This is a genomic window from Glaciimonas sp. PAMC28666, assembly GCF_016917355.1.
Taxonomy (GTDB): domain Bacteria; phylum Pseudomonadota; class Gammaproteobacteria; order Burkholderiales; family Burkholderiaceae_D; genus Glaciimonas.
On the sequence record NZ_CP070304.1, the window covers coordinates 2,210,625 to 2,223,048 of the forward strand.

At 45.9% G+C, this 12,424-nt stretch carries 14 protein-coding genes; all 14 read right to left on the reverse strand.

Annotation, left to right across the window (positions count from 1 at the left end):
* Positions 1-560: 560 nt before the first annotated feature.
* Positions 561-917, reverse strand: coding sequence for a hypothetical protein (locus tag JQN73_RS09400; RefSeq protein ID WP_205322789.1), 357 nt, complete (start codon positions 915-917; stop codon positions 561-563).
* Positions 917-1,369, reverse strand: coding sequence for a hypothetical protein (locus JQN73_RS09405; protein ID WP_205322790.1), 453 nt, complete (start codon positions 1,367-1,369; stop codon positions 917-919). The genes JQN73_RS09400 and JQN73_RS09405 overlap by 1 nt, the downstream gene beginning before the upstream one ends.
* Positions 1,370-1,602: 233 nt before the next feature.
* Entirely contained in the window at positions 1,603-1,881 is a 279-nt protein-coding gene (locus JQN73_RS09410; protein ID WP_205322791.1) for a hypothetical protein, read from the reverse strand.
* Positions 1,878-3,107, reverse strand: coding sequence for a hypothetical protein (locus JQN73_RS09415; RefSeq protein ID WP_205322792.1), 1,230 nt, complete (start codon positions 3,105-3,107; stop codon positions 1,878-1,880). Before JQN73_RS09415 ends, JQN73_RS09410 begins: the two co-directional genes overlap by 4 nt.
* A gap of 42 nt (positions 3,108-3,149) precedes the next feature.
* Positions 3,150-3,449, reverse strand: coding sequence for a hypothetical protein (locus JQN73_RS09420; RefSeq protein ID WP_205322793.1), 300 nt, complete (start codon positions 3,447-3,449; stop codon positions 3,150-3,152).
* Complete coding sequence (locus tag JQN73_RS22770; protein ID WP_205323289.1) at positions 3,449-3,682, reverse strand: hypothetical protein; 234 nt, start codon at positions 3,680-3,682, stop codon at positions 3,449-3,451. The genes JQN73_RS09420 and JQN73_RS22770 overlap by 1 nt, the downstream gene beginning before the upstream one ends.
* The gene (locus JQN73_RS09430) at positions 3,592-4,680 is read right to left on the reverse strand and encodes a hypothetical protein (RefSeq protein ID WP_205322794.1); all 1,089 of its coding nucleotides are present in this window, start codon (positions 4,678-4,680) and stop codon (positions 3,592-3,594) included. Before JQN73_RS09430 ends, JQN73_RS22770 begins: the two co-directional genes overlap by 91 nt.
* 753 nt (positions 4,681-5,433) lie before the next feature.
* Entirely contained in the window at positions 5,434-6,924 is a 1,491-nt protein-coding gene (locus JQN73_RS09435; RefSeq protein ID WP_205322795.1) for a hypothetical protein, read from the reverse strand.
* Positions 6,925-7,219: 295 nt separating this feature from the next.
* A complete protein-coding gene (locus JQN73_RS09440; RefSeq protein WP_205322796.1) occupies positions 7,220-8,038 on the reverse strand; it encodes a hypothetical protein in 819 nt (272 codons plus the stop codon).
* A 487-nt stretch (positions 8,039-8,525) separates the two neighbouring features.
* Positions 8,526-9,386: a polymorphic toxin type 22 domain-containing protein gene (locus tag JQN73_RS09445; protein WP_205322797.1), complete on the reverse strand. Its 861-nt coding sequence runs from the start codon at positions 9,384-9,386 to the stop codon at positions 8,526-8,528.
* A 168-nt stretch (positions 9,387-9,554) separates the two neighbouring features.
* A complete protein-coding gene (locus tag JQN73_RS09450) occupies positions 9,555-9,818 on the reverse strand; it encodes a hypothetical protein (RefSeq protein WP_205322798.1) in 264 nt (87 codons plus the stop codon).
* Positions 9,818-11,050, reverse strand: coding sequence for a hypothetical protein (locus JQN73_RS09455; protein WP_205322799.1), 1,233 nt, complete (start codon positions 11,048-11,050; stop codon positions 9,818-9,820). Before JQN73_RS09455 ends, JQN73_RS09450 begins: the two co-directional genes overlap by 1 nt.
* Positions 11,051-11,092: 42 nt before the next feature.
* On the reverse strand, positions 11,093-11,392 hold the full coding sequence (locus JQN73_RS09460; RefSeq protein WP_205322800.1) for a hypothetical protein: 300 nt from the start codon (positions 11,390-11,392) through the stop codon (positions 11,093-11,095).
* The gene (locus JQN73_RS09465; RefSeq protein WP_205322801.1) at positions 11,392-12,303 is read right to left on the reverse strand and encodes a hypothetical protein; all 912 of its coding nucleotides are present in this window, start codon (positions 12,301-12,303) and stop codon (positions 11,392-11,394) included. Before JQN73_RS09465 ends, JQN73_RS09460 begins: the two co-directional genes overlap by 1 nt.
* Positions 12,304-12,424 lie beyond the last annotated feature (121 nt).

The following is a 12,424-nucleotide window of genomic DNA, read 5'->3' on the forward strand; positions in this document are numbered from 1 at the left end:
AAAGGCTGGTATTCAAAAAACAAATAAAGAATGTTGGCGATGGCTAAAATAATGCGTACTTAACCTATCGCCTCTTCCCGATTCGAGTCTCCGCATATTCCTAGCCACTGGTTTGGCTACCGTATCCTTGTGTAAATCCATCATCAAATGCTTTTACCAATCAGCTTAGAAACGACATTTTCTTAACGTCCATTACCGCTTGTATTTCTGCAATGCGCCGCTGCCGTTTTGTAAGGCCGCACCATATGCTTTGTCTTTGCGTTATCTCCTTATGCAAATAAGGTGCATTGCAGCATCATCGGGCCGTAAATTATTTCAAAAATTGGTCTCTTGTCTGCTGTTGTTCCTGCACACTTGCATATGCCATTCTTCGGGCGAGTTTCTTGATCGTATCCGGAATACTCGCTTCTGTCTGACCATCTTTTGTCATAGAAATGTACAGTATTTGTTCTTTGATTTTGCTGCGGTTACCAAATGCATTCGGTACACATGAAATGAGGGTGATAGTTAATTAAGACTATTTTCGCCTTGCGAAATAACTTGTCCAGCAGCCACCCGATTCACGGCTGGTTCGCCAGTACAACAAGAATGGCGCAGAGAACCACGGCCAGTATTATCAATAAAAAAATATAGAAATCCTTACGGGATGTCGGTGCACCAATCCCACTTAAATCGCCACTTAATAAAACAAGAATAATGCCATCGATCGCGACAACTGCCATTGTTGCTTTCGCCACTCCACTAAAAAATATTTCAGCGAAACGTACCCAATGAGAAGGGTGAGGTTGCTCTTTCATTTTTTCACTTTCGTTGTTTGGATTCTTCGGAGCGTTCAACGACCAGAGAAATGCTGTAAAGACAAAAATATGCATGCGGCCGATGGGGCATAACAAAAAAGAGAAACGATGATTGGTCATCAGTAATAATATTCAGGCGAGCTACCCACCCCATATAATAAATTTCCAGGGCAAGAACAAACAACAATCACCTGGCATCCCAGACTGCGCGGCTTATGGCTTAAACAAGCAGGTTTTACAGCCCCAAGACTTCCCGCAAAAATGTCTATTCCTCCTACAGGCCTCAAAAGTAAAGTAACTGTTGTTCCTTTTCCAATATCATCAAATATCTTCTTATCCTGCGCCCTGACATAAGCCACCGTCCCCGGATCAGACATATCCAGATTCTGCCCACCACAACCAGCCGAAGCAGTAGGACAAGGGAAATATTTGGGCGCATGCATTTTTCCATCGACTAAAATCTGTTGCGCATAGCGTCCCTCGTCGTCCAGCGGCAGGTTGGTCGCAGGATCGCGTTTGCTATTATTTTCGCCGGGTATTTCAGGTTTTCTGATCGGCGCTTTAATGATCACACCGGCAATTTCTTTATCGACGTAACCGCTGTTGATATAGGGTGAGTTTTTTTATCGTTCGTCGCATAGAACAGAAACTGTCCATTGCCGATAGACCGGCTTGGATTAGTCGCGGCATATTCCGCGTGCAAAGTATGTAAGAGCGCTTCCGCCTGTGCTGAGTAGGGCACGTCGTAGCCGCCAGTCGCTTGGCAAGTTTTTTTCATCCGGATGCAACTGCCGATTAGTCGCACTCACGAAAAAATGACAACGAAAAAAAATATAACAACAACCGTTGCGGTGTAAATAAAGCGAGCCTCTTGATTTTTTCCATCGTTATAGTTGCATGGGCCGGCTCCCGGTAAATCCTTATCAAATCGAAAAGCAAAAATCAACCAAATAACCCACCCCCCCCCAATGCACCAAAATATCGATTCGATATGATTTTTTAAAAATAGTAATATCAATAATTTAGCTGTGGCAGCAGACACAACAATATAAGAAATAAATTTGGTTATTTTCGAATTTTTCAATTTTTTTCCTCATAGTTCTCATTATATTTTTCCTTAGAACGATCAATAAATATTTGCCATCCTCCACTTAGATCAACCAAGGCTGTAATTCTATTTGCAGCAATTTCAGATAATCCATAAACGTTTTTTAAATACGCTGTAGCCGTTTTTGCTATTGCCTCTTTTGCTAGCGCTGATACTAGAGTTCCATCAACAAAACCTGACGCTACAGACATTAATGTCCCAAGACTTCCCGCAAAAAGGCCTATTCCTCCTACAGGCCTCACAAGTAAAGCAACTGTTGTTCCTTTTCCAACATCATCAAATATCTTCTTATCCAGCGCCCTCACATAAGCCACCGTCCCCGGATCAGACATATCCAGATTCTGCCCACCACAACCAGCCGAAGCAGTAGGACAGGGGAAATATTTCGGCGCATGCGTTTCCCCGTCAACCGAAATTTGTTGCGCGTAGCGACCTTCGTCATCGAGCGGCAAGTTGGTCGCCGGATCGCGCTTTATCTTATTCGTGCCAGGTATGTCCGATTGCCGGATCGGCGCTTTAATAATCACACCAGCGATTTCTTTATCGACGTAACCACTATTGATATAGGGTGAGTTTTTTTGCTCTTTCGTTGCATAGAAGAGGTATTGCCCTTCACCGAGAGACAGGCTTGGATTGGTTGACGTATATTCAGACTGCAACGTATGTAAGAACGCTTCTGCCTTTGCAGAATAAGGGACGTCATAGCCGAGATTGTAATCAAGCAAATTTTGCGCAGTATTTGCCAGCGTTGCCATTGCGCCTTGTATTTGCTCCGGTGTTGGATTGTCTGTGCCGTATATTTCTTTTGCAAAACGACGAGCGTTTTGTTTAATTAGCGCCATTTCTGTTGGATGCAACTGCCGATTATTAGCGTCCGCATTCTTCCCCATGATCCCGCCCATGCCAGCGCTATCCATCCCGCCGCCAGCCAATCCGCCTGCAGCCGCACCGACCGGCGTCGCTCCCAGTCCCATCATGTCGTTGTAGGCCTGCAGTCCTTCCTTGCTGATGGTGTCGTAGCCGTTATTGAGCAGATATTCGCTAATGAGCGGTGACATCTTTTCAACACTCATGCCTGCTGCGACGCCGCCAATGGCGCTGCTGTCACCGATTTTTGCCTGGATCAGTCCGACGATGCCGTGCAGGGCGATCTTTTGTGGGGAACCGTCGGCCCACTGTCCTTGTGCCAACTCACCGACCATGTTGGCAAGTACAGCAAAATCTCTGAAACTTTTGGTAAGAAATTACCATGACTGTGGGACGTAAGTAATTTCATATTTTTGTTTCAACTCTTGTTGTAGTTTTATTGAAATCTGATAACCTTTTTCATTAAAAATTTGTAGTTCTTCTTCTATCTTAAATCTAGAGTGTGGCGGATAGTTTTGGCACAATGTTGCTTGGAAAATACGATCCCATTCTTCAATCTCTTTTACAAGGGAGATGCTCAACGGAAGTTCTGAAAGCTCCACAGGTCCCATATGCTCTACAGAGTGATCGAAAATTGGTGAAGTTAAGTATTCTGCTACTAAGGTCAGTTTCCTCATTATGGCCTCCATGAAGTGACTGGATAAGCGGTGACAATAAAACCATTATTTGCTACGCCGACGGCTATATGTTTTGAGATGCCGTTATATGTAATTTCATATACGGACGTAGTGCCCGCTTTCCCCACATATTTTCCTTGGCTTATAGCTTGCATGACGACGGTAGGCACATCCGCTTGAGAAATGCCTTTGCTTGCAAAATCTGTCGCATGTCGTTCAATAATATGCTGCAGCCCCCCTTAGAATTTCCTTGCTCCAAAAATACAATTCTTCCATCGGTTAATTTTTTGATAGCAACCACATTTTCAGGTGTCAGTTTCGTACCGGATTGCTCTAGTTTTGTTAATAGTTTCGCTTTTACAGTGCTGCTAACCAAGTTATTGGGGATCGCTGGCTTTACGCCACTTCCTAACAACGCAGCGGCAATCGCCTTATCGGTTTCTGCGATTGACTGCGCAGCACCCCGCACCAACTCGGTTTCGGTAATGCCGTTCTTAAGCAAATTAATCTGTGCGTTAATCAAATTAATACTACCAAGGTCATCTTGATATAAGGGCTTCGTAGCTTCTAATGCCAGTAGCGCATCATTAATTGCATCAAACTTTGCGCCACAATTATCACTACACGATTTCCCGAGATAGTCGTTTGCATTTGTTACCAACTTGCTCGCTACTTCTGCGGGTGTTTTTAAACCAAACCGTGCTTGCTGTTCAGGTGTCCATGACCCGTCTACATTACCACCTGAAAATGGATTAGTACGCTCTGCTGCGGTGGCCTTAAATAGTGTGCTGGTTTTGTTTTCTGCGATAAATTGCTTGGCGGTTTCATCGCTCTTGCCACCTCTCTCCGCTGCGCTATCGACAATGGCATAACCCGCTGACAATAAGCGTTGGTAAGCCTCTTCTGCCGAAATATTTTCGCCAGTCTTTTCTTGCAGATGCTCTCTATATTTCTTCGCGTTCTGTTTGGCCCAATCACGTTCGCTTTGATGCAACTGCCGATTATTAACATTCATCGGCCAGAACTGCGTTTCTCGGCATGCCAGGCGAGTGTTCCGGCAAAGAAACCTATAAATAAAATACCTAATGCGCAGCGTCCGATACGATTCCAGGTCGGCAGCTGGTAGGGGATATCGTGAAATAACCAGACTATTAAGGGACCAGCTAAGAATTGCCCAATCAATACAATTAATCCTGTTCCAATCAAAAATGCAATTACAAAATGGAGCCATCTCGATAACTCAAAGGACATTTTTAAGTTCACTTTTTTACCTCGCCATCCTTTCGTTCGCCCATTCGGTCGCATTCCTGGCACCATATCTGGCTTGTTGCTCGGCGTCCACGAACCGTCCGTATTTCCATTTAAGAATGGGTTGGTACGCTCTATGACAGTGGCGTTGAATATATTGCCGGTCTTGTTAGCTAATATAAATTGCTTAGCGGTTCCATCGCTTTTACCACCTCTTTCTGCTCCGGTATCGACAATGGCTTAGCCCGCTGACAGTAAGCGTTGATAGGCTTCTTCTGTTGAAATATTTTCGCCGGACTTTTCTTGGATTTGCTGACGATATTTCTTCGCGTTCTGTTTGGCCCAATCGCGTTCACTTTGATGCAACTGCCGATTATTAGCGATGTGCCGACTCTCGGAAGTTGCCGCATGATCGGTGCTTTGATCATGACACCCATAATGATTTATTTAACGTTTCGCTATTCTCATTGAAGAAAAATCGCAAAAAAAAATAGAACGGTCACGAGAATACAATACGCAATCCTACCAACTTGGTTGGTTCCTTTTCTATATGCGAAAGGTGCCGGTAAATCCCAATTTTTAAATACCGCACTTATGATCCAAATTAACCAAATTGCAGTACCGAGCAGAAGAATCGTTTTATCGAACGCATCACTCCTTGCCAATATAACTCCCTTAATTACACTACTAATACCGACTAAACTAATGAGCAGTTTCATCCACCGTATACTGTTCATTATTTATCTTCTCGCGTGTTAGGATATTTTTGTACTCTATCTGCCAATGCCTTCCAACCGCCCCCCAAATCCACCAAAGAAACAACTCTACTTGCTGCGGCTTCACCCAATCCATATATCCGCTGTAAGTATTGTTGAGCAGTTTGTTGGAGGGCTACATTTGCTAACCCTCCGATGGGTTTACCTTGTACGTACCCTGAGCCAACAGAAGAGGCCGCTCCAACGATAGTTGCCATAAATCCTATAGCACCTATGGGATTAATAAGTGCGGCATATGTCGAACCAGTCCCAAGATCATCAAATACTTTTTGATCTAGAGCTTTTGCATAAGCCACCGTCCCCGGATCAGACATATCCAGATTTTGCCCCCCACAACCAGCCGAAGCAGTCGGACAAGGGAAATATTTGGGCACATGCATTTTTCCATCCACCGATATTTGTTGTGCGTAGCGACCTTCGTCATCCAGCGGCAAGTTTGTCGCCGGATCGCGCTTTATCTTATTCGCGCCCGCTATTTTTGGTTGTCTGATCGGCGCTTTAATAATCACACCGGCAATTTCTTTATCCACGTAACCGCTGTTGATATAGGGTGAGTTTTTTTGATCGTTCGTCCCATAGAACAGAAACTGTCCATTACCGATCGAAAGGCTTGGATTAGTCGCGGCATATTCCGACTGCAAAGTATGTAAGAACGCTTCTGCCTTTGCTGAGTATGGCACGTCGTAGCCGAGATTATAATCAACTAGATTTTGGGCTGTGTTTGCCAGCGATGATAACGCACCCAGGATTTGCTCTGGCGTAGGGTCATCTGTCTTGTACTTTTCTTTCGCAAAACGACGTGCGTTTTGTTTAATGAGTTCGGCTTCTTTCGGATGAAGGGCGCGGTTGTTGGCGTCCGCATTCTTCCCCATCATCCCGCCCATGCCAGCGCTATCCATCCCGCCGCCTGCCAATCCGCCTGCAGCCGCACCGACCAGCGTGGCTCCCAGTCCCATCATGTCGTTGTAGGCCTGCAGTCCTTCCTTGCTGCTGATGTCGTAGCCGTTATTGAGCAGGTAGTCGCTAATGAGCGGTGACATCTTTTCAACACTCATGCCTGCTGCGACGCCGCCAGCAGCGCTGCTGTCACCGATCTTTGCCTGGATCAGTCCGACGATACCGTGCAGCGCGATCTTTTGGGGGGAGCCGTCGGGGTAGCCGGCTTTTTGTGCGATGTCGCCGACCATGCCGTTGAGGGCTGCGCCGGCGATGTCGGCGGCGCGCTGGTTGTCTTGTGCGCGTTGTTGTTCTGCCTGTAAATTGTGGGCTTGCTGCAGGGTTAAGGTGTTGCTGAGGGTCTCGTTGGCGGTAGCGGCATCGCGCTGCGTTAAGGTCTCGGCGGTGGCCTGGCTGTGGGCGTGGGTGGTGGCGTCGCCAGTGCCGGTGATGGTAACTGTGGACGGGCTGATGACGCTGTCGGTGTGGCTGGTGGCGTCCCCACTCTTGGGCATGCCGGCGCCGCCGGCGCGACAGAACCTATTTGAACCAAGGTCCAAATTTTTCTGGATCATCGCTAAGCGTACCTGTTTTCATCAAAGCCTTTGGCAGGCATAAGAACGATATTATAGTTATCAATATGGAGGAGGGAATACCTTTCCAATATAAAGCGCTACATTTATCTAAACCAAACACAAATTGGCTTAATGCATTTATCGCAACCCCCCCAACATATTCCCGAACCGATCGCTATTGAACCTACCAATATTTTTTATCTGAAAAGTTGCATACAATCTTTGCCAATTCATTTCACTCCTTCGAATTATGGATTTGGTTTATTACTTCTAGTCCATTTGAGCCAATACCGAAAAGTAGCGTTCCTTGTGTTATTCCATAAGGCAATGGCATCCCCGTTAAAGGATTTAAAGTAGCGTTGCCGACACGCGGGACCTTGACTCCGAATAACGAACTGGTTCGATTAATTCCATCTGAAGCACCAACTTTAAGTGGAACATGCGCTTTTAAAGCTCCTATTGAAAATACTAAATTCATTCCGTCGTAAGCGATATCACCCCACCCTTGTGGCAATACTTGATTAAATCCATGCCTTAATGGATCTATACCGGTCGTTCCCCTACCGTTATATTGGTTATACAGCCCCGTCCCGCCATCAATGGCGGTACTTGTTCCCGCCCCAATCATCCATCCTCCGCCTGCCAAACAGCCAATCCCTGTGGTTCCACAAATTGTTGCACCGACGTAGGCAGTTAGTCCGCCTGTCGCAACTTTTCCGACATTTTTAGCTACCGGAATATCTTCAGAAAGCATACGATCAGTAATACTATCCATCGCTGAATACCCAAACTGACCTTCAGTCTGTTGTAACTTAATCCAAGTCAGTTCATCCTTTAACGTATAAGCATCCATGACACCAACATAATTGGTCTCACGTTCTTGACTACCTTCGGGATATTGCTCCCAACACTTCACTTCATAGCATGCCGCTTGCGTGAGACGTTTTTCTTCATCTTTGTTTCCGTTAGCTTTCTTGGCAATTAAATCTTTTTCACTTTGATGCAACTGCCGATTATTAGCATCAGGGCAGTCCGACGCAATATTCACCGCCAAACGCCGCCGACCCAGACGGGGCGGGGCTTGCCGGGCGATCCATTTTCCAGACACGCTCTTACGCGGGGGGATTTTTCCAGACGCGGTTTTTGCCTCCAGAGAGAGGATATCCAGACGCACGCGGTGCGTGCGTGGGGGGTGCCTTTGATGTTGCCGTTGGGGGTTGTGCATCGCGCCATTATACGGATGCTGTGTGGGGAGACTATTTTGTGCGTCACGCTTCTTCGCCGGACTGCACCGGCGCTCATCCCGTCCCGTCCCGTCAAATTAACGGGATTGGGAGCAGCTTTTTTTGATTTAATAAAAGACCAGAACAAGGCATGAGCATGTAACAAATTATTTAAAATAAAACATATAAATAATGATGGCGATAACTAAAACAATGAATGTCCAATAACTTAACCTATCCTTCTTAGAAGCATCCAAATAACGCTCATCACGAGTTTTGGTACATATCTCTATGAGTAATTCTTTATATCGCTTTTTATTATTCATTTTTTGTTACTCGGTTACCATTTACATCGAAACCGTATCCAACTGGCGTTACACCCACTCCCGGAGTTCCAATGCCATACTCAATAGATGTACCTCCCCCATAACCTTGATTAATCCCACCTCCTGCGCCAATTAAAGGGAACAGCGGAAATGGCAAGATGACAGAACCTTGCCCACCTGCGCCAGGTAAAAAACTGTTAGTGGATTTTGAATTTGCTCCACCTATAATGTATCCGAACATAATTGAACCACCCGGTTTTATTGAATACCCCGGATAGGATCGCCCTAATCCCCATTGACCAACTATCCGGCCGTTGTGCAAATTAATTGCACCACCGCCAGAGAAAAGATAAAAGTTAGCCGATACAGACATGTAATCAGGCCCAGCCCCCGGACGTCCCTGAGGAATGCAGTCCGCTGATATGCATGAAATTTTTGGTGTGTACGGATTGTTCATAGAAAAAATATCATCCCTTGACGGTACGCCAGGCGTCACATCTCCCAGCGTTACCGGATCCCAGTTATATGCCGAATTGGCACCACCCGTACCCGCCTGGATATAGGCCGCCAACGCAGGGTCAACGCTACCTTGCACTTGCTCTATTAAATAGTCTCCGCCTGGCCTCCACTTCGCGCCAGTATCATATACACCGTCGGGATTTTTGATGCCGTCCACAACCATACCGGTCGTGACATCTTCTCCCAACGCACTATTGCCACCAGCACGCATCGCGTCCTCTACTTGCTCGACGGTGTATTTCCCGTTGCTGTTTTCCGCCAGTTTCTTCGCTAACGTTTTTTCTTTAGCCTTCCCATCTTCATGCAACTGCCGATTATTAGCATCCGCAATCACCCCGACATTCGCACCTATCCCGGCATCCCGGCAGCGCCCCAGAGGCCGCACCGACCAGCGTCGCGCCCAGATTCATCATGTCGTTGAAGTCCTATGAACCGGGTGAATAGCCCTGAATGCGTCATCACTTCTTTTTCCAAGGTGAGGCAAGCCTTCCATCATTAAGTTTTATTTTTTTAAAAACAATAAAAAGTAAACGACTAATGCCGTTACGCAAAATATTTTACGTGCAATAGGTTCAGCATTTGGCTTCAGTGAAAAAGCACCAAGGTAAATTGTTGTCCCATTTAAATATGAATGAATAGTGCAAAGCATTAATATCTGCATCCCAAAAATACCTGAAAAATTTAACCACTCACCCCAAAATCTGAAATATGAATTTAATCCAGCCAACGTACTCATACTGAGAAGAAAAATCATTTTTTTACTCATTATTTTCTCCCGTTATTCGATTTTTCTGGTTTAGTCTCCTCTTTAGCACGATTCACAAATGCATCCCATCCACCAGCCAAATCGATGAGGTTAATTATTCGGGTGGCTGATCCCCCTGATATCTGCAACACTTCTGTTAGATATTTATCTACTCCGCGAGTAACGACCTCCTTCCCAAGCGTCGTGAATGGATCATCGACTAACATTGATCCGGCACTTGCAAATATTCCGGTAGCCGCAGCGGCAGTGCCTATGGCTCCTACAGGATTTAACACTCCTGCGATAGTTGCCGCAGTTCCAATGTCACGAAATATCTTCTTATCCAACGCCGTCACATAAGCCGCCGTCCCCGGGTCAGACATATCCAGATTCTGCCCGCCACAGCCAGCGGAAGCCCGCGGACACGGGAAGTATTTCGGCGCATGCATTTTTCCATCGACTACAATCTGTTGCGCATAGCGTCCTTCTTCATCCAACGGCAAGTTGGTCGCAGGATCGCGTTTGCTATTATTTTCGCCGGGTATTTCAGGTTTTCTGATCGGCGCTTTAATGATCACACCGGCAATTTCTTTATCAACGTAACCGCTGTTGATATACGGTGAATTTTTTTGGTCATTGGTGGCATAGAACAGGTATTGTCCATTCCCGATGGATAGTGTCGGATCGGTGGATGCGTACTCTGATTGCAGCGTATGTAAAAAAGATTCTGCCTGTTTAAAATAAGGCACGTCGTAGCCAAGATTGTAATCAATCAGATTTTGCGCGGTATTGGCTAACATGGCTACTGCACCTTGCAATTGTTCTGCCGTGGGTTTATCTGTTTTATAAAACTCTTTTGCAAATCGTTCCGCATTTTTTTTGATCAGGTCAACCTCAGCCGGATGCATTTGCCGATTATTAGTGTCCGCATTCTTCCCCATCATCCCGCCCATGCCAGCGCTATCCATCCCGCCGCCTGCCAATCCCCCTGCAGCCGCACCGACCAGCGTCGCTCCCAGTCCCATCATGTCGTTGTAGGCCTGCAGTCCTTCCTTGCTGCTGATGTCGTAGCCGTTATTGAGCAGATATTCGCTAATGAGCGGTGACATCTTTTCAACACTCATGCCTGCTGCGACGCCGCCAGTGGCGCTGCTGTCACCGATCTTTGCCTGGATCAGTCCGACAATACCGTGCAGGGCGATCTTTTGGGGGGAGCCGTCGGCCCACTGTCCTTGTGCCAACTCACCGACCATGTTGGCAAGTACAGCAAAATCTCTGAAACTTTTGGTAAGAAATTACCATGACTGTGGGACGTAAGTAATTTCATATTTTTGTTTCAACTCTTTTTGTAGTTTTATTGAAATCTGATAACCTTTTTCATTAAAAATTTGTAGTTCTTCTTCTATCTTAAACCTAGAGTGTGGCGGATAGTTTTGGCACAATGTTGCTTGGAAAATACGATCCCATTCTTCAATCTCTTGTACAAGGGAGATGCTCAACGCCAGTTCTGAAAGCTCCACAGGTCCCATATGCTCTACAGAGTGATCGAAAATTGGTGAAGTTAAGTATTCTGCTACTAAGGTCAGTTTCCTCATTATGGCCTCCATGAAGTGACTGGATAAGCGGTGACAATAAAACCATTATTTGCTACGCCGACGGCTATATGTTTTGAGATGCCGTTATATGTAATTTCATATACGGACGCAGTGCCCGCTTTCCCCACATATTTTCCTTGGCTTATAGCTTGCATGACGACGGTAGGCACATCCGCTTGAGAAATGCCTTTGCTTGCAAAATCTGTCGCATGTCGTTCAATAATATGCTGCAGCCCCCCCTTAGAATTTCCTTGCTCCAAAAATACAATTCTTCCATCGGTTAATTTTTTGATAGCAACCACATTTTCAGGTGTCAGTTTCGTACCGGATTGCTCTAGTTTTGTTAATAGTTTCGCTTTTACAGTGCTGCTAACCAAGTTATTGGGGATCGCTGGCTTTACGCCACTTCCTAGCAACGCAGCGGCAATCGCCTTATCGGTTTCTGGGATTGACTGCGCAGCACCCCGCACCAACTCGGTTTCGGTAATGCCGTTCTTAAGCAAATTAATCTGTGCGTTAATCAAATTAATACTACCAAGGTCATCTTGATATAAGAGCTTCGTAGCTTCTAATGCCAGCAGCGCATCATTAATTGCATCAAACTTTGCGCCACAATTATCACCACACGATTTCCCGAGATAGTCGTTTGCATTTGTTACCAACTTGCTCGCTACTTCTGCGGGTGTTTTTAAACCAAACCGTGCTTGCTGTTCAGGTGTCCATGACCCGTCTACATTACCACCTGCAAATGGATTAGTACGCTCTGCTGCGGTGCCCTTAAATAGTGTGCTGGTTTTGTTTTCTGCGATAAATTGCTTGGCGGTTTCATCGCTCTTGCCACCTCTCTCCGCTGCGGTATCGACAATGGCATAGCCCGCTGACAATAAGCGTTGGTAAGCTTCTTCTGTCAAAATATTTTCACCGGTCTTTTCTTGCAGGTGCTCTCTGTATTTTTTAGCATTCTGTTTGGCCCAATCACGTTCGCTTTGATGCGACTGCCGATTGTTGGTCTTTAGCAGCTAAAAAAACGCA